This is a genomic window from Arthrobacter sp. ZGTC212, assembly GCF_002929255.1.
Classification (GTDB): Bacteria; Actinomycetota; Actinomycetes; order Actinomycetales; family Micrococcaceae; genus Arthrobacter_B; species Arthrobacter_B sunyaminii.
The window spans coordinates 588615-614368 of sequence record NZ_PJIJ01000002.1 but is presented as its reverse complement, the minus strand read 5'-3'; the positions used below and the strand labels follow the sequence as shown (position 1 = coordinate 614368).

Below are 25754 nucleotides of genomic sequence, written 5' to 3'. Positions count from 1 at the left end.
GAAGGGAAAGTAGAGTTGTCCCTGTGATTGCCTGGAAAAACTTCCCCCTGCCCGTCCTGCCCGGAAAATCGCCGGACCTGGTTCTCCACGACACCGCCCTGGACAGCGCCGTTCCGGTGCGCACCGACGGTGAGGCCAGTCTCTATGTCTGCGGCATCACCCCCTATGACGCCACCCACATGGGACATGCTTCGACCTACGTAGCCTTTGACCTGCTGAACCGGCAGTGGCGGGACGCAGGCAATACGGTCCGCTACGTGCAGAATGTCACGGACGTTGATGATCCGCTGCTGGAACGAGCCAACGCCAAAGGCCTGGACTGGCGGGAACTGGCCCTCGAGCAGACCCAGCTCTTCCGAGACGACATGGAAGCACTGAACGTCCTGGCTCCGGATCACTACATCGGCGCGGTGGAAGCCATTGACTGGATTGTGCCGGCAGTGGAGGATCTGCTTCGCCGCGGCCTTGCCTACCGTGTTCCCGGGGATGGCACCAACCCCGCCGGCGACGTCTACTTTTCCGTCGATGCGGCCTCGGAAATGGACCCGGAGGATCCAGTGGCCTGGCATCTGGGCAGCGTTTCCGGCCTCAACCCCGAACAGATGCTCCCGATCTTTGCCGAACGCGGCGGCGATCCCCTGCGCGCCGGCAAGCGCAATGCGCTGGACCCGCTGCTGTGGCGCGTGAAGCGGGCCGGCGAACCCTTCTGGGACGGCGCAACGCTGGGGGAGGGGCGCCCCGGCTGGCACATTGAGTGTTCAGTCATCGCCCAGCGTTTCCTGCCGGCTCCGTTCACCGTTCAGGCCGGCGGCTCGGATCTGGTCTTCCCTCACCATGAGATGAGCGCCGGCCACGCCTACGCCTGCAGCGGAAGCCCGCTGGCCCGCCATTACGCGCACGCCGGCATGGTGGGCCTGGACGGCGAGAAGATGAGCAAGTCCCTAGGCAACCTGGTACTGGTTTCCCAGCTGCGGAGCCAGGGCACTGATCCGGCTGCCATCCGTGCAGTCCTGCTCAGCCACCACTACCGCACCGATTGGTTCTGGACGGATGATCAGCTGACCAGTGCCGAGCAGCGCCTTTCCCGCTGGCGCAGCGCGCTGCCCAATACCAGCCGCGCCGAAGCCGAGCAGATGCTCACTGAGGTGCGCACGGCAATGGCCCGGGATCTCGATGCACCTGCCGCTTTGGCCGCAGTGGACGCGTGGGCGGTCATGGTCGCCGAGAGCGGCCGGGCGAACACCGTGACCGCAGACGGCGCCGAACTGGCTGCTTCCACGCTGGACGCCCTGCTGGGTATTCGGCTCTAGCCCGGGGCAGAGCCCCTAGTCGCGCCGGCGGCGTTTGAGATAGCGCTCAAACTCGCGGGCAATCGACTCGCCGCTGGCTTCCGGAAGCTCCGCCGTGTCCTTCGCTTCTTCCAGCTGGCGCACATAGGCGGCGATTTCCGGATCCTCGGTGGCCAGTTCGTCCACGCCCCGCTCCCAGGCATCGGCTTCATCGGTCAGCAGCGCCGTGTCCAGGGGTGCCTGAAGCAGTTCCTCGATGCGGTGCAGCAGGGACAGCTGCGCCTTGGGCGAGGGGGAGTGCCCCACATAGTGGGGCACTGCCGCCCACAGGGACACAGCGGGAATGTCGGCCAGCCCGGCCATTTCCGCCAGCACCCCAACGATCCCGATGGGCCCCTCATAGTGGGAAGACTCCACCTTGAGTTCCTCGCGCAGGTCACTGTCTTCGCAGGTCACCGTCACGGGAATCGGGCGGGTGTGCGGCACGTCGGCCAGCAGCGCGCCGGCAAGAAGGATGCAGTCGACTTCCAGTTCCTTCGCCAGCGCAATCAGCTCTGCGGTGTAAGCCCGCCACTTGTAGGAAGGTTCAACACCGGAAACAAAGATCACGTCCAGATTGCTGTTCGGAACCTCGGCCTTGGAAATGCGGGTGCTTGGCCATTTGATCCGTTTCTCGCCGGACGCCAGCCGCTCAATCACCGGCCGGGTGAACTGGAAATCGTAGTACTCATCCGCGTTCAGGCTGGCGATCTTCTCGCTTTGCCAAAACATGCTCAGGAACTTCACGGCGTCGCTGGCAGCTTCGCCGGCATCGTTCCAGCCCTCAAAGGCCGCCAGCATGACGGTGGTGCGCTCTTGGGAGCCGCCGTAAAAGTCCTGGAGGCCTACGGGCGGGGTTTCGTCGGTATTGCTCACAGACTCACCATATGTCCGGCGCGCTGTGTTGTCAGGACCGCGGGCAGCCCTTCGCCGAGAGCAAAGTAAACCCGTCAGCCGCCGCCCCTTAGACTGGGATGCATGTCTTCTTCTGTTCCCAATGCCCTGCAGATTGATCCCCGGTACGCCCCGCTCCAGGCGGTGCTGTGGGATATGGACGGCACGATCGTGGACACGGAACCGTATTGGATCCAGGCGGAGAAGGATCTCGTTGCCGAGTACGGCGGCTCATGGACGGATTCCGACGCCGAATCAATGGTCGGCCAGGCCTTGACCTACGGTGCCGGGATGCTGCAGAACGCAGGCGTTCCCCTGACGATCCGGGAGATCATTGACCGGCTTATTTCGCAGGTGACGGTGAAAGTCCGCACCCAGATCCCCTGGCGTCCCGGGGCCCGCGAACTGCTTGCCGAACTTCGCGAAGGCGGTATTCCGTGCGTCATGGTGACCATGTCGGAGCCCGTGCTGGCCAATGAGGTGTGTCGCCAGCTGCCTGCCGGGACCTTCGAGTTCCTGGTCACGGGAGACATGGTCCAGCAGGGAAAGCCCCATCCGGAGCCCTACGAGCTGGCCTTCGACCGTCTTTCGGAGCTGGTCCCCGATCTGGTGAAGAACCGTGTGGTTGCGATCGAGGACTCCCTTCCGGGGGTCACCTCCGCCGGCGCGGCGGGCCTGGTGACGCTCGGTGTTCCCCATTTTCTTCCGCTGCCCCCGGACGAGGGCCGGCATGAATGGGAAACACTGGCCGGCAGGACAGCTGCGGATCTGGCCTCGCTGGTGACCTCGGCGCCGGCAGGGGCAACGCGTTGAGCACTACCCCCGGAGCCGGTACACCGGCGCCCGTGCGGAACGGGATACCCCTGGGACGGATCGCCGGGGTGCCCGTCTACCTGGCCTACTCCTGGTTCATTATTGCCGCCTTTATCGTGGTGTTTTTCGGCCCGCTGGTCCGGCGAAGCTTTCCGTACCTCGGTGTTGGCGCCTACGGGGTTGCGCTGGGATACGCCCTGCTGCTGCTGGTCTCCGTGCTCATTCACGAGCTGGCCCACGCCGTCCTCGCCCGGAGGTACCGCTGGCCGACGACAAAAATCGTGCTGACCCTCTGGGGAGGGCATACCCAGTTCGGCAGCGTGCAGACAACGCCTGGGCGGTCCCTGCTGGTGGCTTTGGCGGGACCCGCGGCCAACTTCGTGCTGGCCGGCGCAGGCTGGCTTCTCCTGGTTGCGGTGCCGCTGAATCCGGTGGCAGCGCTGCTGGCCCAGATTTTTGTGTGGGCAAACCTGCTGGTGGCCGTGTTCAACGTGCTGCCCGGCCTTCCCCTGGACGGCGGCCGGATCGTGGAATCGGCGGTATGGAAGGCCACAGGTTCCCAGGACCGGGGCACCGTGGCCGCCGGCTATGCGGGACGAATCATCGCAGCCCTGCTGGCTGCCGCCGTCGTCATTCCGCCCTACCTGCGCGGCGAAGCGCCGGACCTGCAGCTGATCCTGCTCACCGCGCTGATTTCTTCCTTCCTCTGGATGGGTGCCGGAGCCAGCATCCAGAACGCCCGCGTCCGCCTGCGGCTGCCCCAGGTCAGCGCAGGCGCCCTCATGAGCCCCGCGGTTTCGCTGCCCGCCGGCTCGACCGTGTCCAGCGCCCGGTCCCTGCTGACGGCGAATCCGCACGCGGCCCTGGTCATCACTGCCGTCACGGGGCAGCCCTGGGCCGTCGCGGACCGCGGAGCACTCGCGCTGGTGCCGGACAACCTGGCGGCGAGCACACCGGTGGACGCCGCAGCCCGCCCCCTGGCTCCCGGAGCCTATGTGCCGGTGGTCGCTGCCGGTTCAGAACTGGTGGAGTACCTCGCTAAACTTCAGGGCAGTGAGTATGCCGTCATAGACCACGACGGCTCCGTGATTGGGCTCCTGACCCAGGCGGTTGTCCTGGACGCCATATCGGCCAAGCCCGGACGGCGGCAGCGTCCGCCGGCATCCCCGCGGTAAATTTCCGCCCCCCCTTTTTCTTCACAGACCAGCAACACCCGATCCAAAGGAACGTTACCCATGAACTCGGAAACTCCGGGCCAGACTGCCGCTACAGCACCCCACGGCGCCGACAACCGCCGGGGGCCGCTGCGTCCGGGGGAGCGCGTCCAGCTCACCGACGAAAAGGGCCGGCACAGCACCATCACCCTGACCGAGGGCGGCGCTTTCCACACCCACCGCGGGTTCCTGCCCCATGACACGATCATCGGCAAGCCCGAAGGCACGATCGTCACCAACACCACGGGCCAGCAGTACCAGGTGCTGCGCCCCCTGCTGTCGGACTTCGTCCTCTCGATGCCCCGCGGTGCCGCCGTGGTTTATCCGAAGGACGCCGGCCAGATTGTCACCATGGCCGACATTTATCCCGGCGCCCGCGTGGTGGAGGCCGGCGTGGGCTCCGGCGCGCTGAGCATCTCCCTGCTGCGTGCCGTGGGAGATTACGGCTCGCTTCATTCCTTTGAACGGCGCGAAGAGTTCGCGGATATCGCACGGGGAAACGTGGAAACCTTCTTCGGGGGCCCGCACCCCGCCTGGAACATCACCCTGGGTGACTTCCAGGAAGAGGTTGTCCGCACCGAAGAGCCCGGCAGCGTTGACCGGGTGGTTCTTGACATGCTGGCTCCGTGGGAGTGCACCGACGCCGTAGCCACCGTCCTGGCACCGGGAGGCGTCTGGATTTCCTACGTAGCCACTGTCACGCAGCTGTCCCGCACCGCCGAGGCAATCCGCGCCGACGGCCGGTTCACCGAGCCCGACGGCTGGGAATCCATGGTCCGCGGCTGGCACCTGGAAGGGCTGGCCGTTCGTCCGGACCACCGCATGGTGGCACACACCGGATTCCTGCTGACCGCCCGGCGTCTGGCCGAAGGCGCCACCGGACTGGTGGCCAAGCGCCGCGCATCCAAAACCAACTTCAGCGAAGAGGACCTCAACGCATGGACGCCCGCTGCAGTTGGCGAGAGGGAAGTCTCGGCCCACAAGCTGCGCCGCGCTGCCCGTGACGCCAGTTCCAAGGTGCAGCGCGGGGCCCTGGAAAACGCCGAAAAGTACAACGCGGATCAGGACGGTACGCCGGAAACGCCCTAGCCGCAATCGGGCCGGTGGATAACTGCCGGCCCGACAAACACAAGAGGTGCCAACCGGTGTTTTGCCTCCGTTGCTGGGTTATCGTCAGAGGCTAGAGTCCCTGCGCAACGTGAAGGTGGTCGTAAGCATGGTTGGAGCAGATAACAACGTTGAATCCGGGGCTGAAGATCCGCGCGGATACCTCGGCGGAACAGGCGGCCCCGGGATCGACGCCCAGCAGGCCGCCGTGCTTCGGGAGAAGCTGCGGAACGTGGACCGGCAGCTGGCAGCCCTTACCCACAACAATGCCCGCTTGGTGGCGATGCTGGAGACGGCAAAGTCAGAGATCATCCGGTTGAAGGACGCCCTCGAGAAAGAGGGCGCCACGCCCTTTAGCTTCGCGACCGTCATCTCGGTGAACCACCGGGCACCGGCCAGCAGGGGCAAAACCACAACTGCGGCAGTCCAGGACAGTCTGGACATCATTCAGTCCGGACGCAAGCTCCGCGTTTCGGTCAGCCCGCTGCTGGACATGGACCAGATTGTTCCCGGGCAGGAAGTTCTCCTGAACGAGTCGCTGGTCGCCGTCGCTTCGCTGGGCTTCGAGCGCAGCGGCGAGCTGTTCACCGTCAAGGAGCTGCTGGGCACCGACCGCTGCCTGGTCATCGGCCGGGCCGACGACGAACGTGTGGTCCGCCTCAACGGTCCGCTGGTAGCCGAGAAAGTTCGGGTGGGAGACGCCCTCACCGTCGATACACGAATCGGCTACGCCTTGGAGAAGATCCCCCGCAGCGAGGTGGAAAACCTGGTCCTGGAAGAAGTTCCGGACATCTCCTACTCGGATATCGGCGGCCTGGGACCCCAGATTGAGCAGATCCGTGACGCCGTCGAGCTGCCCTTCCTGCATCCGGACCTGTACCGGGAGCACGGCCTCAAGGCACCCAAGGGCATCCTGCTGTACGGCCCTCCCGGCTGCGGCAAAACCCTCATCGCCAAGGCGGTGGCCCACTCGCTGGCCGCCCGGGTCATGGAGCAGACCGGATCCCTGGGAACCCGCAGCTACTTCCTGAACATCAAGGGCCCGGAGCTGCTGGACAAGTACGTGGGGGAGACCGAGCGGCACATCCGGCTGATTTTCGCCCGCGCCCGTGAAAAGGCCTCCGGCGGAAGCCCCGTTGTGGTGTTCTTTGACGAGATGGACTCGCTCTTCCGTACCCGCGGAACCGGTATTTCCTCCGATGTTGAAACCACCATCGTTCCCCAGCTGCTCTCGGAGATCGACGGCGTGGAGAAATTGGAAAACGTCATTGTCATCGGCGCCTCCAACCGCGAGGACATGATCGATCCGGCCATCCTGCGTCCGGGCCGGCTGGACGTGAAGATCAAGATCCTGCGCCCGGATGCCGAGGGCGCGGCGGAGATCTTCGCCAAGTACCTGACGCCGGACCTGCCCCTGCACCGGGACGACCTCGCCGAAAACGGGTACGACCCGGAAATGACGGTCCGGGAAATGATCCGCCGGACCGTGGAAAAGATGTATGCGGAGGACAAGTCCAACGAATACCTGGAAGTCACCTACGCCAACGGTGACACCGAAATGCTGTACTTCAAGGACTTCAATTCCGGTGCCGTGATTCAAAACGTCGTGGACCGGGCCAAGAAGTACGCCATCAAGGACCTGCTGATGCTGCACCAGCGCGGCCTGCGGATCGATCATCTGATGCGTGCCGTGGTGGATGAATTCCGTGAGCACGAGGACATGCCCAACACCACCAACCCGGACGACTGGGCACGCATCTCCGGCAAGAAAGGCGAGCGCATCACCTACATCCGCACCATCATCCAGGGCAAGGCCGGGCAGGAACCCGGGCGCACCATCGAAACAACCGCCAACCCCGGGCAGTATCTATGAGCGTGCGCCGCGTCATGGGCACGGAAACCGAGTACGGTGTGCTGGCGCCCGGGATGCCCGCGGCCAACGCCACCGTCCTGTCCAGCCAGATCGTCAATGCCTATGCAGCTTCGCGCCGGAGCGGGATGGGCAATTTCAGCGGCACCCGGTGGGATTACACGGACGAGGCACCGCTGAATGACGCGCGGGGATTTGCCGTGCCGCGGACGGCAGCGGATCCGACCCAGCTGACCGATGCTCCGCCGGTGCTGGACGCGGAACAGATTGCCATGGAGGGCGGCGGTCCGGCCGCCCTCTACGGGGAGCAAACCACGGACAACCCGGTCTTGATGAACATGGTGCTGGGCAACGGTGCACGCCTCTACGTAGACCACGCGCATCCGGAATACTCCTCCCCGGAAGTAACCACTCCGCGCGATGCGGTCCTGTGGGACAAAGCCGGGGACGCCGTCGTACTGGCAGCGGTGCGGTATATTGCCGCCGCACCCGGGTTCTCGCCCGTAAACCTGTATAAGAACAACACCGACAGCAAGGGGGCCTCTTACGGGTCCCACGAAAACTATCTGGTTCCGCGCAGTGTCCCCTTCACCGACCTGGTCCGCGGCCTGGTGCCTTTCTTTGTCAGCCGCCAGGTCATTGTCGGGTCCGGCCGGGTGGGGATAGGGACCAACAACCAGCGCCAGGGCTACCAGCTGAGCCAGCGGGCGGATTTCTTTGAGGCGGAGGTGGGACTGGAAACCACCATCCGCCGGCCCATTGTGAACACCCGCGATGAACCCCATGCCGTGGCGGAAAAGTACCGGCGGCTGCATGTCATTATCGGCGACGCAAACCTCAGCGAGGTATCCACGCTGCTGAAGGTGGGAACCACGTCCATTGTCCTGTCCATGATTGAGGCGGGCACTGCGCCGGAAGTGGAGCTGCGGGATCCGGTGGGCGCGCTGCAGGCTATCAGCCACGATCCGAGCCTTGAGCGGCTGGTGGAGCTCAAGGACGGGCGCATGGTCTCCGGCCTCGACCTTCAGGAGATTTATCTGGAGGCTGCGGCGCGGCACTGCCGCAGCGCAGGGACGGACCCGGCCACGGAGGACATCCTTACCCGCTGGACGTCCCTGGTTGGAACGCTGAAGCGCGATCCCCTGGAGGCCGCAGCGTCTGTGGACTGGGTGGCAAAACTGAAACTGCTCCAGGCGTACCGCAACCGGGACTCCCTCGCCTGGTCCGATGCCCGGCTGCATCTGGTGGATTTGCAGTATTCGGACATCCGTCCGGAGAAGGGGCTGTACCACCGGCTCGCCGCCCGCGGTCAAATGGAGCGCATCCTGACCGACCAGGAGATTGCACGGGCTGTCAACGAGCCGCCCGATGACACGCGGGCCTACTTCCGGGGAAACTGTGTTAGCCGCTTCCCTCAGCAGGTGGTGGGGGCCAGCTGGGATTCGATCATCTTCGAGCTCCCCTCGCGCCGGCGCCTGCAGCGCATCCCCACGCGTGAACCCCTCAAGGGAACCCGTGCCCTGACGGGTGAATTGTTTGAAGCTTCCGTGGATGCGGAGGACTTTGTCACTCGACTCCTGTCCGGTCCGGAACATAGCGTGGCACCATAGGCACTAGCAGTTGGGTTCCGATTGTCAGGACCCGTCACAGGGCTGGACTCCGGCCAAGGAAGGCAGGCATCATGGCAACCCAGGACCGCAGGAACACCGAAGGACGCACCGGGGAAGAGGAACTGGAAGAGACGCCTCCTCCCGAAGCCGGCCCGGAAGCGGGCGCGTCAGCGCAGACCGAAGGTGTCGACGACCTTTTGGACGAGATTGACGGCGTGTTGGAAAACAATGCCGAGGAATTTGTCCGTGGCTTCATCCAGAAGGGCGGACAGTAGCGGATGACCCCTCAGGACCCCGCGTCAGCGGTTCACGGGGCGGCGCCGCCGTCCTTCAGCGATCATCTCGCCCGCCACCACCCTGAGCTTCTGCCGTCATCCCGCCGGCTGGGCCCGGCTTCTGCAGCGTCAACGTCTGCGGCCGCACCGCAGGCCACCACCATTGTGGCCCTGACCTATGCGGGCGGGGTGCTGATGGCCGGCGACCGGCGGGCAACCATGGGAAACATGATTGCCAGCCGACACATCAAGAAGGTTTTTCCGGCGGACAACTACTCAGTGGTCGGCATTGCCGGAACGGCCGGACTGGCCATCGACATGATCCGGCTGTTCCAGGTGGAACTGGAGCACTACGACAAAATCGAAGGAACGCCCATGAGCCTGGACGGCAAGTCCAACCGGCTCGCGGCCATGGTGCGCTCCAACCTGCCCCTGGCGCTTCAGGGGCTTGCGGTGGTGCCGCTGTTTGCAGGTTATGACACCGAACGCCACCTCGGCCGGCTCTTTTCCTACGATGTCACGGGTGGGCGTTACGAGGAGTACGAACACCACAGCGTGGGTTCCGGATCGGTGTTTGCGCGCGGAGCACTCAAGAAGCTCTGGAAGCCGGGGCTGGACGAGGAGCAGGCGGTGGCCGTGGCAGTGGAAGCCCTCTATGACGCGGCCGACGACGACTCCGCCACCGGCGGCCCGGACCTCGTGCGGCAGCTGTGGCCTGTGGTGTACGTGGTCAACAGCGCCGGTGCCAGGGAAATCCCGGAACGAGAACTGCACATAACGGCCCAGGAACTGGTTAGCCGCCGGTCCGCAGCAGGATTGGAGGGCTGACCATGACACAGCAGTTCTATGTATCTCCCGAACAACTGATGAAGGACCGGGCGGACTTTGCCCGCAAAGGCATCGCCAGGGGACGCTCCGTGGTGGTGCTGACCTGCCGTGACGGCATCGCGCTGGTCGCGGAGAACCCCTCGCCGTCGCTGCACAAACTCGGGGAAATCTACGATCGGATCGGGTTCGCCGCAGTCGGCAAATACAACGAGTTTGAGAGCCTGCGCCAGGCCGGTGTCCGCTACGCCGATGTACGCGGCTATTCCTACTCGCGCGATGACGTTTCGGCCCGCGGCCTAGCCAGCGTCTATGCCCAGAGCCTGGGATCCGTCTTCACGACGGAAGGAAAGCCGTTCGAAGTGGAACTGGCTGTGGCCGAAGTGGGTGCCGAACCGTACCAGGACCACCTCTACCGGCTGACGTTCGACGGCTCGATAGCCGATGAAAGCAACTACGTGGTCATGGGCGGTCAGGCCGACGTCGTCAATGAGGCACTGGCCCGGTCCTGGAACCAGGACACCGGTTTTCCCGACGCCATCCGCACGGCCGTTGGCGCCCTCTCCGCCACCCGCGCCCCTGCAGAGGCTCCGGGGACCGCCAACGGATCCTCCGGTTACGGAAACCCCGGCAGCGCTGCCGACGCCGGAGCTGCCCCGGAGCGCCTCGGGGCAGGGCTGCTGGAAGTGGCTGTCCTGGATCGCAATCCGATGTCCTCACGGGGAACGGTCCGGGCATTCCGGAGAATCAACACCGTAGAGCTGGACCGTTTGCTGTCCGGCCCGGAGGGAGACTGATGGACCGCAGGATCTTTGGGATTGAAACCGAGTTTGGAATTGCCTACTCGGGTCCTGACTCCCGTCCGCTCTCACCCGAGGAAGTGGCACGTTATCTGTTCCGGAAAGTGGTCAGCTGGGGGCGCTCCTCCAACGTATTCCTGACCAACGGTTCGCGGCTCTACCTCGACGTCGGGTCCCATCCGGAGTACGCCACCGCTGAATGCGATGACCTCGCCCAGCTCGTGGCGCATGACCGGGCCGGTGAGTTGATTCTGGACGACCTCGTCGATGAGGCAGAGGACCGGCTGCGGGCCGAGGGGTTCAACGGCAGCGTCTACCTGTTCAAGAACAACACTGACTCTGCGGGGAACTCTTACGGAAGCCACGAGAATTACCTGATTCCGCGGCGCCTGGAATTCTCCCGCCTGGCGGACATTCTTATCCCGTTCCTGGTCACCCGGCAGCTGCTGGTCGGCGCGGGCAAGGTGCTCAAGACGCAATCCGGGTCCCTGTATGCCTTCTCCCAGCGCGCGGACCACATTTGGGAGGGCGTGTCCTCCGCCACCACCCGGTCCCGTCCCATCATCAACACCCGCGACGAACCGCACGCCGACGCCGAGCATTACCGCAGGCTGCATGTTATCGCGGGGGACTCCAACATGTCGGAGACCACTACGCTGCTGAAGGTCGGTTCCGTGGACCTCATGCTCCGCGTCATCGAAGCGGGGACGGTGATGCGTGATTTACGCCTGGAGAATCCCATCCGCAGCATCCGGGAGATATCCCACGACCTGACCGGTTCACTGCCGCTGAAGCTTGCCAACGGGTCAACCATGACCGCCCTTGAGCTGCAGCGCATTTTTCTGGCCAAGGCACAGGACTTCGTGGCGGCCAACGGGGCCCACAACCGCCACGTTCCCCGGGTGCTGGATCTGTGGGAACGGACCCTGGATGCCATTGAGTCACAGGACACCTCCGGTATTGACACGGAAATTGACTGGGCTATCAAGAAGAAGCTTGTCGACCGGTACGCAGAACGCGATTCGCTGGAGCTGTCCTCTTCGCGGCTGGCGCAGCTGGACCTGACCTACCATGACATTTCCCGGCGCCGCGGACTCTTCTATCTCCTTCAGTCCCGCGGGGAAACGGCACGGGTGGTGGAGGACAGCGACGTCAAGGAAGCCGTGGATATTCCGCCCCAGAGCACCCGGGCCAAGCTGCGCGGTGATTTTGTCCGCCGGGCCAAGGCTGCCAACCGTGACTTCACGGTCGACTGGGTGCATTTGAAGCTGAATGACCGGGCGCAGCAGACGGTCCTGTGCAAGGATCCGTTCGCTGCAGTGGATGAGCGGGTGGAAGCCCTCCTGGCTACGCTCTAAGGCAGCGCACAGGGAGAAACGTTAGTCTTATCTCGACTGTCCGCGCCCAAAAATCCGGCTCCGCCGGAAAATCGCGGGCCCCATCTGTCCACCACTGAAAGAAGTAGTGTGCGAAAAGTACTAGCCGTAAGTTTGTCCGCCCTGCTTTTCCTGTCCGCCTGCGGCACAGAGGAAGAGCAAAAATCCGCCGGACAGGCCGGAGTGTTTGACTCCGTGAAGGTCAAGGTCGAAGACGCGGAGACGGTTCCCGAAGTGGAGTTCGATGCTCCGCTGGACATCACCGAAAGTGCCGCCAAGGTTGTTCACACCGGTGACGGCGAAGAAGTAGCCGACGGCCAGAGCATCACCTTCAAGTTTGTGGCGCTGAACGCCGAAGATGCGAGCGTGCTGGGGGACACCTACTCACAGGCGGCCTCCACGCTGCCGGTCAATGACATGCTGAAGGAACAGGACCCGGTGCTCTACGAGGTCCTTCTGGGAGCCAAGGTTGGCTCCCAGATTGCCTACGCCTTCCCTGACGCCCAGGCCCAGGCCAGCGGTGCCGAGGACGCAGAGGAGCAGCCCACCCAGGTGATGGTGCTCAACGTCCTGAGCACCCAGGACACCGTTCCGATGCTGGACAAGGACGAGGCGGCCGCCCGAAACGCGGACGGCACGCTCCTGATGAGCCAGGATGAAGTTGCTGCCCTTGAAGGGGACGGCAAGCTCCCCAAGGTGACCTTCGGTGACGACGGCGTTCCCGCCGTGGAGATCCCCGAGGACGCCGTGGAACCTGAAAAGCTCATCGTGAAGGTGCTCGAAGAAGGCGAGGGCGCTGCCCTGACCGAGACCAGCACCGTCAAGGCCAATTACCTGGGCGTTGGCCTCCGGGACGGCGAGACCTTCGATTCCAGTTACGAGCAGGGCGAGGCAATCGAATTCCCGCTGGACGGCGTCATTTCCGGGTGGACCTACGGCCTGTCCGGCCAGAAGGCCGGCGCCAAGGTGCTGCTGGTCATCCCGACAGAGCTCGCCTACGGCGATCCGGCCCAGAACGGCCCGTCCGGCCCGCTGGTGTTTGTCGTGGACATCGAGGAAGTCAAGTAGCGTTAGTAGCTGAACACAGCATCAACGCGGGAAACCGCCGCAGCGAGGAGCACCATGTCATTTGGAAAGCGTGAATACGACCGCCAGAAGCCGGAGATTGATTTTCCGGACCACGAGGCACCCACTGATCTCCTGATCGAAGACATCGTGGTGGGCGACGGCCGCGAGGCCAAGGCCGGAGACACCGTCTCCACCCACTACGTGGGAGTTGCCTTTTCCACGGGCGAGGAATTCGACGCCTCGTGGAACCGCGGCACCCCGCTGGACTTCAAGGTAGGAGTCGGCCAGGTCATCCAGGGCTGGGACCAGGGCCTGCTGGGCATGAAGGTCGGCGGCCGCCGCCGGTTGGAAATCCCCGCCTCCATGGCGTACGGAGACCGCGGTGCCGGTTCGGCCGTGGCACCCGGAGAGTCCCTGATCTTCGTGGTTGACCTGCTGGGCGTCCGCTAATCCGGAACCCCGTCTCGAGGCGGGCCGGCAGCTGCACTGCAGCTGCCGGCCCGCCTTTTTGGTTCCCGCACTTCTGCATCCGGAACCCTGTGCGGTCCGCATCGTTCAGCGGAGCGCGGTAGATTGGCTTCCGTGTCCGCCAACAGAACCGAACGCCTCCTTAACCTCGTGATTGCCCTGCTGTCCACCCGCCGGGGCTTCACGAAGCACGAACTTTTCGAAGAGATTGAGCTGTACAGCGAAGCGCCGTCCACCGCTGCCCGTGAAAAACTCTTCGACCGGGACAAGGCCTTCCTGCGTGAGCAGGGCATCCCCGTGGAGTCCTACAGCGAGGAAACGCTCTACGACCAGGACAATTCGGTCCGCCGCTACCGCATACGTGCCGATCAGTACCGCCTCCCCGGAGTACGTTTCACACCCGAAGAATCAGCGGTCCTTGCCCTGGCCGCCGGCATGTGGGAGCAGGCCTCCCTGGGGTCAGCGGCGGCACGGGCCCTGCGCAAGCTCCAGGCCCGCGGAGTGGAGGCCGGAGATGCTGCCGCCAGTGTGCTGCAGCCCCGGATCCGTACCAACGATCCGCATTTTGAGACGGTCTGGAAAGCCACCGTCACCCGTACGCCCATATCGTTTGGCTACCGCCCGGCGGACCGCATCCGCAGTGCCGTCGATACCCCAACGAAGCCCGTCCGGCGACGCAGCACCGTGCGCCATCTGCAGCCGTGGGGGATGGGCAGCCGGTTTGGGCACTGGTACGTCGTGGGATGGGATCTGGACCGGAAAGCCGAGCGTTTCTTTCGGCTCTCCCGCATGAGCGCACCGGTTACGCTCGGCGAAGGCAGTTATCAGGTTCCCGAAAGCTTCAGCATTGATGCGTCCCTGGCCTCGCTGGACTCGGTTTTTGCACCGGTTACGGCTGTGATCCGGGTCCGGGAGGGAGCGGCGGCGGAACTGCGCCTGCGGGCCGGCGCGGAACCGGCACCTGCGGAGCAGGCCGGCTGGGAGGAACTGACGCTGACGGTCCCCGACCTGGATGCACTGGCGGCTGACACAGCGGCTCTGGGAGCCCGGGCCGTTGCCGTCCACCCGCCCGAATTCCGTTCAGCTGTTGCTGAACTGCTTCGTCTGGCACTGGATGCACAGACCAAGCCCGTTCCTGCGTTCACCCTGGCCCGGCGCGCTCCCGCGCCGGCGGCCAGTTCAACGGCCGCGCAGAGCCATCTGACCCGTCTGCTGGATCTGGTGCCCTACGTGCTGGGGAATCAGGGCGCGGATCTGGAAGACACCGCACGCCGCTTTGGCGTCAGCCCGGCACAGCTGGCCACCGACCTGAACCTTCTCTTCGTGAGCGGTCCGCGCCATTACCCCAACGGGCTCATGGACGTGAACTTCGAAAACGGCTCCATTTTCATCGACAATGCCGACGACCTGTCCGAACCTGTCCGACTGGGCATGGATGAAGCGGCAGCGCTGATGGTGGGGCTGGAAACGCTGGCGGCCCTGCCCGGCGTCGGTGAGTCCCCGGCGCTGGCCAGCGCCCTGGAAAAACTGAGCGTTGCCGCGGGGGAGTCCGCTCAGGCCGGCAGCACCGTTGCCGCGCGCCTGGCCGAGCCCGACGGCAGCGCAGCGGTCCTGAATACCCTGCAGCAGGCCATTGCCGGCCACCGGCAGTTGGACCTGCGGTACCTTGTGCCCAGCCGGGACGAAGTGACGGACCGCACCGTGGATCCGCGCCGGCTCTTCTCCGTGAACGATCTCTGGTATCTGGAGGCGTGGTGCCACCGATCCGAAGGCGTGCGGAACTTCCGGGTGGACCGGATCCACCGGGTAACCGACAGCGGCCCGGCGTCCTGGCAGGCTCCGGCTGCCGACGCAGCCTTTCCGTCCGGCCTTTTCCGGCCTGGAGCGGAGGACGTCCTGGTCACCCTGATCACCGGGCCTTCCGCCAGTTGGGTGGAAAGCGCGTACGACGCCGTCCGGCGCGCCGATTTGCCCCGCGGCCGCAGTGCCGTGGAACTGCGGGTGGGCAACACCCGGTGGATACCGGGGTTCATCGCCCGGCAGGGAGGCAGCGTGGCTGTTGCCGCACCTCAGGAACTGCGCAGCGAAACCGCCGGGTGGCTGCGGGCGGCTCTGGAGAATTACGGGACGGACCCGCAGGGCAGGTAGCCCGTGGGTGACGTAGGGCCGGGAATGCCGGGGCTTGGGGTTTCCGGCACTATGCTGGAACTATGCCTTGGTGGTCCTGGATTTTGATATGGGCGGCGCTGTTCGTCGCCGCTGCAGCCTTTTACGCCCTGGTTGGCTGGCGGATTTTCCGCAAACTGATGGCCACGCTGCGTGAAGCGGAGGGTGCCGTCTCGGCATTGGGGGTTGCAGTGCCCGCAGCGGTGGTGCCCGTGGCGGGAACGCCGGAGCAGGAACTTGGCATCTTCGATGATCCCATCCGTGCCAAGGCCCGCTACGAAGAAGGAAAAGAGTCGCGGAGGACCGGGCGCCGGGAGCGCCGGGTTGCCCGTCGCCTCGCCAACGGCCAGCCCCGCGCCCTGCGGGACTTCCCAGACCTCTGACGTAAACTGTCTCAAAACGAAAGGACACCGGCATGAACATTCAAGGCTGGCACATTGCAATTCTGGTCGTTCTGGCCATCCTTCTCTTCGGTGCGCCCAAGCTCCCAGGCCTGGCACGCAGCGTGGGGCAGTCCCTGCGAATCTTCAAGTCCGAAGTCCGTCAGATGCAGGATGAAAACAAGTCCGGCTCCACTTCCGAGGACCCGGTGGAGGGCCGTATCGTCAACAACCCTTCGGCCACCGGCACCCCTGCCAGCCCGGTTCCGCCGGCCACCCCCGGCACGCCCGCCAACCCGGCGACCGATCAGCGCCCTGCGGGTAACCCGCCCACCAGCCTGTAACGGCCGTGGCGCTGACCAAAGGGCGCAAAGCCAACCCGGAAGGGCGGATGGCCCTCAAGGAGCATCTGCGTGAGGCCCGCAACCGCCTGTTCAAATCCGGCATCGCCGTGGTTTTGGGCACAGTGGCAGGTTTCTTCCTGTACATGCCGGCGTTCAACGCGCTCACCCGGCCGGTCCTGGACGTAGGCAACGAAGACGGGCGGTTTGCCACGATCAACTTCGAAGGGGTGGCAACGCCCTTCGACCAGATGATCCAGGTATCCGTCTTCCTCGGGCTGCTGATGTCCTGCCCGGTATGGCTTTACCAGCTGTGGGCGTTCATTACGCCGGGACTGAAGACCAAGGAACGCCGCATGGCGCTGGGCTTCATGGCTGCGTCCGTTCCCCTGTTCCTGGGCGGCGTGGCGCTGGCCTGGATCCTTCTGCCCAGTGCCATCGAGGTGCTCACCGGCTTCACCCCCGAGGGCAGCGCCAACGTGATCACAGCCAGTGTTTACCTGGCTTTCGTGCTTCGGCTCCTGCTGGCGTTTGGCATTGCATTCCTCATTCCCGTGGTGCTGGTGGGCCTGAACATGACCGGCATCCTGCCCGGCAAGCTCATCGTCAAGTACTGGCGGATCACCATCTTCCTGATCTGCGTCTTCGCTGCCATGGCGGCTCCGGGCGGCGACGCCCTCACCATGTTCTACATGGCTGCACCGCTGCTGCTGCTCTTTGGGCTGGCCGTTGGGATCTGCCTCATCAATGACAAGCGCCGTGCCAAAAGGAACGCTGCCCGCGAGGCGGCCGTCAGCGCCTCCGTCGACACAGCAACACCGCTGGAAAACCTCTAGCACGGCTCAGCCGGGAACAGCAGGCAAGCGATTTCAGCCCAAGGCGGAGCGGGAGCTCTATGGCGCCGCAGCGGCCGTGCAGAGTCTAGTCTGGAAACATGACTTCCCCGTCGGAGCGGTACCTGGCCGCGAAAGAACGTTCCGAGCACTCCAAGACCCGTTTGGCAGTCTTTGAGCAGCAGCTTGGCTTTGACCTTGATCCCTTCCAATCAGAGGCCTGCCGGTCCGTCGAATCCGGCCGCGGTGTCCTGGTTGCCGCGCCGACCGGCGCCGGAAAAACCGTGGTGGGGGAGTTCGCCGTCTACATGGCCCTTGAACGCGGGCTGAAGGCGTTTTACACCACCCCGATCAAGGCCTTGAGCAACCAGAAATACCTCGAGCTGTCCGCGTCCTACGGATCCGAGCGCGTGGGACTGCTCACCGGGGACACCAGCATCAATCCCGATGCCGACGTCGTCGTCATGACCACCGAGGTCCTGCGCAACATGCTGTACTCCAATTCGTCCACACTGGATGAGCTGGGCTACGTGGTGATGGATGAGGTGCACTATCTGGCCGACAGGTTCCGCGGCGCGGTGTGGGAAGAGGTCATCATCCACCTAAGTTCGGACGTGCAGCTGGTGTCGCTGAGCGCCACGGTCTCGAACGCCGAGGAATTCGGCGCGTGGCTGGACACTGTCCGGGGGGACACCGACGTCGTGGTCTCCGAACACCGGCCCGTTCCGCTGTGGCAGCACGTCATGGTGGGCCGGGACATCATGGACCTCTTCGAAGCCGATGTCTCCTTCGACGAGGCTGCGGAACCCGAGCAGCCCGCCGGCGTCCAGGAACGGTACCGGGTGAACCCCGAACTGCTGGAGCTAGCCCGCGCCGAATCCCGGATCAACCAGCGCGGCCACGGCGGACACTGGGGAGGCTCGCGCGGTTCCTCACGCAACGGCCACCGCGACGCCTCCCGGCGCGGTCACTCCGGTCCGCCCATCAGCAGGATTCCGAAGGCTTCCCGTCCCGCGGTGATTTCCCAGCTGGACAAACGCGGACTGCTTCCGGCCATCACCTTCATCTTTTCCCGCAACGGCTGCGAAGGTGCAGTGCGCCAGTGCGTCGATTCCGGCCTTTGGCTGACCAGCGAACCGGAACGGACCGCCATTGCACGCATTGTGGACGAAGCCAGCCAGGACATCCCCGAGGATGACTTGGAAGTCCTGGGATTCTGGACCTGGCGGGAAGGCCTGATCCGCGGATTTGCCGCCCACCACGCCGGCATGCTGCCCACCTTCAAGGAGGTGGTGGAACGGCTGTTTACCGCCGGGCTGGTCCGGGCCGTGTTTGCCACTGAAACCCTCGCCCTCGGCATCAATATGCCGGCCCGCACCGTTGTCCTGGAGAAGCTGGACAAGTTCAACGGCGAAGCCCATGTGGACATCACGGCGGGGGAGTACACCCAGCTCACGGGACGTGCCGGCCGCCGCGGCATCGACGTCGAAGGCCACGCCGTGGTGCTGTGGCAGCCCGGTACCGATCCGGCCGCCGTCGCCGGCCTGGCCTCCAGGCGGACCTATCCGCTGAACTCCAGCTTCCGCCCCACCTACAACATGAGTATCAACTTGATGGCCCAGTTCGGGCGGGAACGGTCCCGGGAAATCCTGGAATCCTCCTTCGCCCAGTTCCAGGCCGACCGCTCCGTGGTGGGACTGGCCAAGCAGGTCCGCTCCCGGGAGGAATCCCTGGCCGGATATGAAAAGGCCATGACCTGCCACCTGGGCGATTTCACGGAGTACGCAGCCCTGCGCCGGGAACTGTCCGACCTCGAGACACAGGCCTCAAAGACACGGGCCCGCGACCGCCGCTCCGCCGTGGCAGCATCCCTGGACGGGCTGGTGCCGGGCGACGTCATTCTGATTCCCGGCGGCCGGAACTCCGGCTACGCCGTGGTGCTGCCGCAGGAGTCCTCACCAGGCCGCGAGGCACGAACCACAGTCCTGACCGAGGACAAGCAGGTCCGCCGAATCACCGCGCAGGAACTGGAAGGCGCGGTGGAAACGGTGTCACACATCCGAATTCCCAAATCCTTCAACTCACGGGTGACGAAGGACCGCCGGGACCTGGCATCCTCGGTCCGCAACGCCCTGCATGAGCACCGTCCGCCGCGGGCTTCCACCAAGCGCGGCGGAGCCCTCCACGTTGGGGGCGCCAACCGGCAGGAACAGGCCATCACCGAGCTGCGCCGGAAAATGCGGGCACATCCCTGCCACGGCTGCAGCGACCGGGAGAACCATGCACGCTGGGCCGAACGCTGGTGGAAACTGCGCCGCGAAACGGACAATTTGGTGGGCCAGATCCGCGGCCGCACCAACACCATCGCCAAGACCTTTGACCGTGTGTGCGATGTGCTGGGCCGGTACGGATATGTGGCTCCGGACGAAACCGGGCGCGTGGTGGTGACGCCGAACGGACAGAAGCTGCGCCGCATCTACGGCGAGAAGGACCTGCTGATAGCCCTGTCGCTGCAAAACGGGGCCTTTAACGACGTCGACGCGGCCGAGCTGGCAGCACTGGCCACCGCGCTGGTGTACCAGGCAAAGCGGGAAGAGCGGGGGCTGCGTCCGAAGCTGCCCAGCATTTCTCTCGAGGTTGCCATGGATGTCATCATTCGCCAGTGGTCCCAGCTGACCGACCTGGAAGAGTCCGAACGGCTGCCCCAAACCGGTGAGCCGGACCTCGGCCTGGTGTGGCCCATGTACAAGTGGGCCAAGGGAAAGCACCTTCAGCTGGCCCTGAACGGCACCGAACTTGCTGCCGGAGACTTTGTCCGGTGGACCAAACAGGTGATTGACCTGCTCGACCAAATGGCCAAGGTGCCGGACCTGCCCGCAGGCCTGCGCCGGCGCTGCATTGACGCCATCGGGCTGATCCGCCGCGGCGTGGTCGCCTATTCGGCGGTCAGCGAGTAAACCCGATCCTCCCGCCCGCCGGCTTCCCCGGCGGGCACCCCTCCTCAACCGCGTCCGTTGCCGGTGTGAGGCAGAATAGTCCAGCACTACAGAAAACAGGTAAGTCCTTGAATGCCAATCCCGCCCCCAGCAGCCCGAAGCTGACGTTGTACCGCAACGGATCCGTCTACAGCGCCGCGGACCCGTTTGCCACAGCAATGCTGGTGGAAGGAGACACCGTCGCCTGGGTTGGATCCGAGCAGGCCGCCGCCTCGCTGCAGGACAGCCGCATGGACGTGGTTGATCTGGGCGGCGCACTCATCACGCCGGGTTTCGTGGACGCACATGCGCACATCACCGAAACCGGTGCAGCGCTCTCATCGCTTGACCTGACGAACGCAGCCTCGCTCACCGAGCTCCTGGACCTGGTGGCCCAGGCGGCAGCCGGCACTGAAGGGCTGATCGTGGGTTACGGATGGGACGAGTCGTCCTGGCCCGAACGCAGAGTCCCCACCGCCGCAGAACTTGATGCCGCTTCGGGGTCCCGCCCCGTGTACCTTGCACGCACGGATGTGCACTGTGCCGTGGTTTCGGGAACCCTCGCAGCCGCGCTGAACCTGGCCGCTCACGACGGGTGGGACAACGGCTTTGTGGTGCGTGCAGCACACACCCTGGCCCGGACCGCGTCCCGCTCCCTGGATCTCGCCCAGCGCTCCCGCTACCAGCAGGCTGCGCTGAAGCATGCCGCCGCGCACGGCATCATCGCCGTCACCGAGATGGCAGCCCCGCATATTTCCCCGGTGGAAGACCTGCGCCAGTTGATGGGGTTGGACGGATCGCTCGGTGCCGGCCCGCTGCCCGAGGTGCTGCCTTACTGGGGGCAGCTCGTCCAGTCCGAGTCAGAATTGGCCGAGGTCACGGCACCCTTCGAAGGCAGGCTGCGCGGCCTCGCCGGAGACCTGAACATGGACGGCTCCATCGGCGCCCGGACAGCAGCGCTGCGGACGCCCTACACGGATGCACCCGAGACCAGCGGCACCCTGTACCTGACCGCCGAACAGGCCGGACGCCATTTGGAGCTGGCAACCCGGGCAGGATTGCAGGGCGGTTTTCACGTTATCGGAGACGCCGGCCTGGACACGGTCCTTGCCGGGCTCCGAATCGCCGCGGAAGCTGTGGGGGAGGAGCGGATCCGCGCGTCCCACCACCGGTTGGAGCATGTGGAGATGGCCGACGACGCCGCCATCGCCGAGATGGTTCGCTACGGGGTCATTGCCAGCATGCAGCCGGGCTTCGATGCCGCCTGGGGCAGCAGCGGCGGACTCTATGAGCAGCGGCTGGGGGAGCGCAGCAGCACCATGAACCGGTTTGCGTCTCTGCTCTCTGCCGGCGTCCTGGTCGCCCTGGGCTCCGACGGTCCGGTTATGCCGCTGGATCCCTGGTCTGCTGTCCGGGCTGCAGTTTTCCATTCCAATGCAGCGGAACGCATTTCCTCACGTGCCGCCTTCATCGGTCACACCCGGGCGGGATGGCGTGCCGCAGGATCGGGGAACTTCATGCTGGGGCAGCTGGCACCGGGCGCCCCCGCCTCCTATGCCGTGTGGGAGGTTGAAGAATTGATGGTCCAGACCCCTGAAGGCAAGGGTGCGGCGTGGAGCACTGATCCCCGAGCGGGAACCCCGCTGCTGCCGGCCCTGGATACGGCTCACCAGCCGCGCTGCCTGCTGACCGTGCACAACGGCACAGAACTCTACCGGTCAGTAGGTTTTTAGGATCTGCTTGCCGCAATCGACTCGGCGGCTCGCCCGCGTGACCTGCACTAACAAGTAAGAGCCCTAGTCAGAGGCTTGTTGACACATTCGTGACAACACGTAGGCTAGGGGAATCGCGGCGGGCCCTCGGGAAACTGAACCCGCCGTGCGCGCAAAATAATGCGTGCGAAGTGTTGAGCACTGCAGGTACAGAGTGCGCATCAGGGGCAGTTTCAGCCGTCAGTAGAAAACAGTTCCGGCCTCGGCCGGTTCTGGCCCGAAGGCGGATGAGGCTGCCCCTCTGCGTGCACCGGGGCAGGGTATGTGACCGGCACTGCACCGGCATTTGCAAGGGCGGGGCACGCGGGACCCATATACTGGGAAGTCTTGTCGGGGTAAGAACCCCAGTGGCTGCGTTCTTCGCGGCCTGTCCCCAATGAAAGGCAACCTGAGTGCGCGTCCTGACCATCATCCCGACCTACAACGAAATCGAGTCGCTTCCCAAGACGCTTCAGCGGCTGCGGCTGGCGGTGCCGGATTCGGATGTGCTGATCGCGGACGATAACAGCCCCGACGGCACCGGCGCCTATGCGGACGAGATTGCCGCCAAGGACCCCCAGGTGCACGTTCTGCACCGGAAGGGCAAAGAGGGGCTCGGCGCCGCGTACATCGCCGGCTTCCGGTGGGGTCTGGAGCGGGACTACGACATCCTCGTTGAAATGGACGCCGACGGATCGCACAAGCCCGAGCAACTGCCGTTGCTGCTGGCTGCTGCGGAAAGCGGCGCTGACCTGGTGATCGGTTCACGCTGGGTGCCGGGCGGCTCCGTCGTCAACTGGCCCCTGCACCGCAAGATCCTGTCCCGGGGCGGAAGCACCTATTCGCGCCTCATGCTGGGAATCGGAGTCCGCGACATCACGGCAGGTTTCCGGGCGTTTCGACGAACCACGCTGGAGAAGCTGGACCTCAGCGCCGTGGAGTCCGTGGGCTACGGCTTCCAGGTGGACATGACCTTCCGTGTCGCCCGGCTGGGACTTCGGATCCAGGAAGTTCCGATCACGTTTGTGGAGCGTGAATTCGGTGCGTCCAAGATGAGCGGCAACATCGTCTTTGAAGCCATCGCCAATGTCACGAAGTGGGGACTCGGCGCCCGCTGGAACAAGCTGACGCGCCGCGGCTAGGACCGGCTGATAACAGAAGAGGGAGGGCGGTTGCCTTACGGCAACCGCCCTCCCTCTTCTGTTAGGTCCGCACCAGCGGGCCGTGACCTTACTTCGAGGCTGAAGTGCGCTCTCCGCGCCGCTCCCGAAGGATGGTCAGACGATCCTGGAGAATCGTTTCCAGTTCCTCAATGCTGCGCCGTTCCAGCAGCATGTCCCAGTGGGTGCGAACCGGCTTGTCATTGCTGGTGTCCGGCTTCTCGCCGTCTACCAGGAGGGCTTCCTTACCGGTCTTGGATACCCATACCGGGGGAACGTCGGCCTCGGCGGCGAACGTCACGAATACCCGTTCGCCGTCCTCGCAGCGGTATTCCACCCGCTGGCGGGGAGCCGGCTCTACGCCGGATTCAGTCTCCATGCTCTGCGCGCCAAGGCGCATACCCCGCAGGCTGCGATCGCTCATCTTTTCTCCCTCTTCAGTCCGAAGGATCCCGGAGGATCCATCTGTAGTGCTGTTGGTACCGTTCCGCCCCGGTACCGTCAAAAGTTTGTGCCGCACGCCGGCTTGGACGCGTTCGGAGCGTTCGAACCGATGTGCCGTCCCGAAGGCGGCCCACTGGAGTCAACGCGGATGACGTGCGGAATGTTCCGTCACGTTGTCCGCGGGGTGTCTCCAGAGGCGGGCCAAAGGGAAGACCCCGGCAAACAACCAATTATACCGGGCGCCGGCGCTTTGCCGTAACCGCCTGGTTAGAGAGCGGCGTCGGGGGAGTCAGCAAGGGTGGGAGAGGCCGGAGAGGTTGCAGCGACCGGAGCCGTCTTGGCGGCTGCCGTGCCGTCACCGGCGGGAGCAGTGTGTCCGGTGCCGTTCGACGTCCCGTTCGACGAGCCGTTGGCAGAGAAGCTGTCCGGCACATAATTACCCAGAGCACTGCCCACGCCCTTGAGCGCTTCACCCAGCTCGCTGGGAATGATCCACATCTTGTTGGAGGTTCCCTCAGCCAGCTTCGGCAGAGTCTGCAGGTACTGGTAGGCCAGGAGCTTCTGGTCCGGGTTCCCCTTATGGATGGCCTCGAAAACCTTGGCGATAGCCTGTGATTCACCGTCGGCCCGGAGGATATCAGCCTTGGCATCACCTTCGGCGGCAAGGATGGCTGCCTGCCGGCGGCCTTCCGCGTTCAGGATCTGTGCCTGCTTGGTACCTTCGGCCGTCAGAATGGTGGCACGGCGTTCACGCTCGGCGCGCATCTGCTTTTCCATGGAGTCCTGGATCGACAGGGGCGGTTCAATGGCCTTGAGCTCAACACGGGAAACACGGATGCCCCAGCGGCCGGTCGCCTCGTCGAGGACGCCGCGCAGCTGGCCGTTGATGCGGTCACGCGAGGTCAGCGCCTCTTCCAGGTTCAGGCCGCCGACGACGTTGCGCAGTGTGGTGGTGGTGAGCTGCTCGACAGCGTGGATGTAGTTGGCAATCTCGTAGGTGGCGGCGCGCGGATCGGTGACCTGGAAGTAGACGACGGTGTCGATGGACACCACCAGGCTGTCTTCAGTGATTACCTGCTGCGGCGGGAAGGAGACGACCTGTTCGCGGAGGTCCAGCAGCGGCAGCAGCCGGTCCACGAACGGAATGAGGATGGTTAGGCCCGGGTTTAGCGTCCGCTGGTACTTTCCCAGCCGTTCAACAACGCCGGCGCGTGCCTGCGGAATGATCTTGACCGATTTCACCAGGATGACCAGGACAAAAATTATCAGGACAGCCAGAATGATGATGAGGCCGGTTGCTCCGGAACTCATATTCCCCCTTCAGGTTTTGGCCTGCCCGTACGGGCAGGCCTGGTTTTCTGTCGGCGGCATCTGCCGCCGGAATCTTTAGTTGCTTGTGCCTTAGCGCTGGACTCCGGGGTCTTCTGTTGATTCCCCGTCGGAACTGGTGTCGGTGGCATGCGCACCGCCGGGAGCAGCCACGACGACGGCGGTGGCTCCGTCAATGCGGGTCACCAGCGCCGGTGCGCCGGCAGTGAGGCTGGAACCGTCCGGAGTGCGGGCTGTCCAGATGTCGCCGCCGATCTTGACCGTCCCTGCGGACCCGGACACGGTTTCAAGGGTGACCGCGGGCTCGCCGATGAGCCGGTCGATGTTGGACCGCCGGTCCTTGGGGCCGCGTTCCAGATGTTTCAGCGCTATGGGCCGGACAAGGACGATCATCAGCAGCGCCACAATGCAGAAAACCACCACCTGCAGGAACAGGGGCGCACCAAATACGGCTGCCATCATGGCGGCGAGGGCGCCCACGGACAGCATGGCGAAGAGCAGGTCCAGCGTCAGCGTTTCAATGGCGGCCAGGGCCAGGAAAAGTACCAGCCAAACGGCCCAGCCGTAGTCGAGCATCCATTGGTATACGTCCTGCATGTCAGTCCCCTTCGGCTCCGCCGGATGCGGTACAGCGGCGGTTGGAGTGTACGGGCGGTGTTGCCCATTGTGCCTGATGCGGCCGGATTAAGTCCGGTGGACACCGTTTGATGGGTATAACGTTTGGGTG

General features: G+C 64.7%; 23 protein-coding genes. 19 read left to right on the top strand and 4 right to left on the bottom strand.

From position 1 onward, the window contains the following. The first annotated feature begins 23 nt into the window (after positions 1-23). Complete coding sequence (mshC, locus tag CXQ89_RS09545) at positions 24-1310, top strand: cysteine--1-D-myo-inosityl 2-amino-2-deoxy-alpha-D-glucopyranoside ligase (RefSeq protein WP_104161089.1); 1287 nt, start codon at positions 24-26, stop codon at positions 1308-1310. A gap of 15 nt (positions 1311-1325) precedes the next feature. Here the strand turns inward: mshC and CXQ89_RS09540 are convergent, their stop codons facing one another. Continuing rightward, complete coding sequence (locus CXQ89_RS09540; RefSeq protein WP_237688569.1) at positions 1326-2204, bottom strand: PAC2 family protein; 879 nt, start codon at positions 2202-2204, stop codon at positions 1326-1328. Positions 2205-2306: 102 nt separating this feature from the next. Between CXQ89_RS09540 and CXQ89_RS09535 the strand changes: the two genes are divergently transcribed. From CXQ89_RS09535 to CXQ89_RS09450, 18 genes are all read left to right on the top strand, one after another. Further along, positions 2307-3035 carry an HAD family phosphatase gene (locus CXQ89_RS09535; RefSeq protein ID WP_104161088.1) on the top strand — a complete coding sequence of 243 codons (729 nt, stop codon included), beginning with the start codon at positions 2307-2309 and terminating at the stop codon, positions 3033-3035. Next, positions 3032-4210: a site-2 protease family protein gene (locus CXQ89_RS09530; RefSeq protein WP_258060012.1), complete on the top strand. Its 1179-nt coding sequence runs from the start codon at positions 3032-3034 to the stop codon at positions 4208-4210. Before CXQ89_RS09535 ends, CXQ89_RS09530 begins: the two co-directional genes overlap by 4 nt. A gap of 60 nt (positions 4211-4270) precedes the next feature. Beyond that, entirely contained in the window at positions 4271-5338 is a 1068-nt protein-coding gene (locus tag CXQ89_RS09525; RefSeq protein ID WP_104054250.1) for a tRNA (adenine-N1)-methyltransferase, read from the top strand. A 127-nt stretch (positions 5339-5465) separates the two neighbouring features. Beyond that, the gene (gene arc, locus CXQ89_RS09520; protein ID WP_104054251.1) at positions 5466-7229 is read left to right on the top strand and encodes a proteasome ATPase; all 1764 of its coding nucleotides are present in this window, start codon (positions 5466-5468) and stop codon (positions 7227-7229) included. After that, entirely contained in the window at positions 7226-8836 is a 1611-nt protein-coding gene (gene dop / locus CXQ89_RS09515) for a depupylase/deamidase Dop (protein WP_308470493.1), read from the top strand. Before arc ends, dop begins: the two co-directional genes overlap by 4 nt. Positions 8837-8907: 71 nt before the next feature. Then, the gene (locus CXQ89_RS09510) at positions 8908-9111 is read left to right on the top strand and encodes a ubiquitin-like protein Pup (protein ID WP_104161086.1); all 204 of its coding nucleotides are present in this window, start codon (positions 8908-8910) and stop codon (positions 9109-9111) included. A gap of 3 nt (positions 9112-9114) precedes the next feature. Continuing rightward, a complete protein-coding gene (prcB, locus tag CXQ89_RS09505; protein WP_104054253.1) occupies positions 9115-9939 on the top strand; it encodes a proteasome subunit beta in 825 nt (274 codons plus the stop codon). A gap of 2 nt (positions 9940-9941) precedes the next feature. Continuing rightward, a complete protein-coding gene (gene prcA, locus CXQ89_RS09500) occupies positions 9942-10733 on the top strand; it encodes a proteasome subunit alpha (protein WP_104161085.1) in 792 nt (263 codons plus the stop codon). Then, positions 10733-12094 (top strand): Pup--protein ligase, encoded by a 1362-nt coding sequence (pafA, locus tag CXQ89_RS09495; RefSeq protein WP_104054255.1) that lies wholly within the window; start codon positions 10733-10735, stop codon positions 12092-12094. Before prcA ends, pafA begins: the two co-directional genes overlap by 1 nt. Positions 12095-12202: 108 nt before the next feature. Then, positions 12203-13180 (top strand): FKBP-type peptidyl-prolyl cis-trans isomerase, encoded by a 978-nt coding sequence (locus CXQ89_RS09490; RefSeq protein ID WP_146067222.1) that lies wholly within the window; start codon positions 12203-12205, stop codon positions 13178-13180. A 54-nt stretch (positions 13181-13234) separates the two neighbouring features. Then, positions 13235-13630 (top strand): FKBP-type peptidyl-prolyl cis-trans isomerase, encoded by a 396-nt coding sequence (locus CXQ89_RS09485; protein ID WP_104054257.1) that lies wholly within the window; start codon positions 13235-13237, stop codon positions 13628-13630. Between the two features lie 132 nt (positions 13631-13762). Further along, positions 13763-15796: a YafY family protein gene (locus CXQ89_RS09480; RefSeq protein WP_146067221.1), complete on the top strand. Its 2034-nt coding sequence runs from the start codon at positions 13763-13765 to the stop codon at positions 15794-15796. 62 nt (positions 15797-15858) lie between these two features. Beyond that, positions 15859-16197 (top strand): hypothetical protein, encoded by a 339-nt coding sequence (locus tag CXQ89_RS09475; protein WP_104161083.1) that lies wholly within the window; start codon positions 15859-15861, stop codon positions 16195-16197. A 32-nt stretch (positions 16198-16229) separates the two neighbouring features. Then, positions 16230-16538 carry a Sec-independent protein translocase subunit TatA gene (gene tatA, locus CXQ89_RS09470; RefSeq protein WP_104054260.1) on the top strand — a complete coding sequence of 103 codons (309 nt, stop codon included), beginning with the start codon at positions 16230-16232 and terminating at the stop codon, positions 16536-16538. A 5-nt stretch (positions 16539-16543) separates the two neighbouring features. Beyond that, the gene (gene tatC / locus CXQ89_RS09465; protein ID WP_104161082.1) at positions 16544-17371 is read left to right on the top strand and encodes a twin-arginine translocase subunit TatC; all 828 of its coding nucleotides are present in this window, start codon (positions 16544-16546) and stop codon (positions 17369-17371) included. A 98-nt stretch (positions 17372-17469) separates the two neighbouring features. Beyond that, entirely contained in the window at positions 17470-20325 is a 2856-nt protein-coding gene (locus CXQ89_RS09460) for an RNA helicase (protein WP_104161081.1), read from the top strand. 107 nt (positions 20326-20432) lie between these two features. Next, positions 20433-22076, top strand: coding sequence for an amidohydrolase (locus CXQ89_RS09455; RefSeq protein ID WP_258060008.1), 1644 nt, complete (start codon positions 20433-20435; stop codon positions 22074-22076). Between the two features lie 431 nt (positions 22077-22507). Further along, a complete protein-coding gene (locus CXQ89_RS09450) occupies positions 22508-23236 on the top strand; it encodes a polyprenol monophosphomannose synthase (protein WP_104161080.1) in 729 nt (242 codons plus the stop codon). Positions 23237-23324: 88 nt separating this feature from the next. Here CXQ89_RS09450 and CXQ89_RS09445 read toward each other — a convergent pair whose 3' ends face one another. The 3 genes from CXQ89_RS09445 to CXQ89_RS09435 form a co-directional block, all read right to left on the bottom strand. After that, a complete protein-coding gene (locus CXQ89_RS09445) occupies positions 23325-23678 on the bottom strand; it encodes an RNA polymerase-binding protein RbpA (RefSeq protein WP_104054264.1) in 354 nt (117 codons plus the stop codon). A 287-nt stretch (positions 23679-23965) separates the two neighbouring features. After that, on the bottom strand, positions 23966-25009 hold the full coding sequence (locus CXQ89_RS09440; RefSeq protein ID WP_104161079.1) for an SPFH domain-containing protein: 1044 nt from the start codon (positions 25007-25009) through the stop codon (positions 23966-23968). A 90-nt stretch (positions 25010-25099) separates the two neighbouring features. Beyond that, on the bottom strand, positions 25100-25624 hold the full coding sequence (locus CXQ89_RS09435) for an NfeD family protein (protein ID WP_104161078.1): 525 nt from the start codon (positions 25622-25624) through the stop codon (positions 25100-25102). Between the last annotated feature and the right edge of the window lie 130 nt (positions 25625-25754).

Bases quoted from the DNA above. Each gene is read 5' to 3' on its own strand.
- pafA (WP_104054255.1), top strand. From the start codon at position 10,733: ATGGACCGCAGGATCTTTGGGATTGAAACCGAGTTTGGAATTGCCTAC.
- arc (WP_104054251.1), top strand. From the start codon at position 5,466: ATGGTTGGAGCAGATAACAACGTTGAATCCGGGGCTGAAGATCCGCGC.
- CXQ89_RS09440 (WP_104161079.1), bottom strand. From the start codon at position 25,009: ATGAGTTCCGGAGCAACCGGCCTCATCATCATTCTGGCTGTCCTGATA.
- prcA (WP_104161085.1), top strand. From the start codon at position 9,942: ATGACACAGCAGTTCTATGTATCTCCCGAACAACTGATGAAGGACCGG.
- CXQ89_RS09445 (WP_104054264.1), bottom strand. From the start codon at position 23,678: ATGAGCGATCGCAGCCTGCGGGGTATGCGCCTTGGCGCGCAGAGCATG.
- CXQ89_RS09535 (WP_104161088.1), top strand. From the start codon at position 2,307: ATGTCTTCTTCTGTTCCCAATGCCCTGCAGATTGATCCCCGGTACGCC.
- CXQ89_RS09485 (WP_104054257.1), top strand. From the start codon at position 13,235: ATGTCATTTGGAAAGCGTGAATACGACCGCCAGAAGCCGGAGATTGAT.
- CXQ89_RS09460 (WP_104161081.1), top strand. From the start codon at position 17,470: ATGACTTCCCCGTCGGAGCGGTACCTGGCCGCGAAAGAACGTTCCGAG.
- tatA (WP_104054260.1), top strand. From the start codon at position 16,230: ATGAACATTCAAGGCTGGCACATTGCAATTCTGGTCGTTCTGGCCATC.
- CXQ89_RS09525 (WP_104054250.1), top strand. From the start codon at position 4,271: ATGAACTCGGAAACTCCGGGCCAGACTGCCGCTACAGCACCCCACGGC.
- CXQ89_RS09435 (WP_104161078.1), bottom strand. From the start codon at position 25,624: ATGCAGGACGTATACCAATGGATGCTCGACTACGGCTGGGCCGTTTGG.
- dop (WP_308470493.1), top strand. From the start codon at position 7,226: ATGAGCGTGCGCCGCGTCATGGGCACGGAAACCGAGTACGGTGTGCTG.
- CXQ89_RS09475 (WP_104161083.1), top strand. From the start codon at position 15,859: ATGCCTTGGTGGTCCTGGATTTTGATATGGGCGGCGCTGTTCGTCGCC.
- prcB (WP_104054253.1), top strand. From the start codon at position 9,115: ATGACCCCTCAGGACCCCGCGTCAGCGGTTCACGGGGCGGCGCCGCCG.
- CXQ89_RS09510 (WP_104161086.1), top strand. From the start codon at position 8,908: ATGGCAACCCAGGACCGCAGGAACACCGAAGGACGCACCGGGGAAGAG.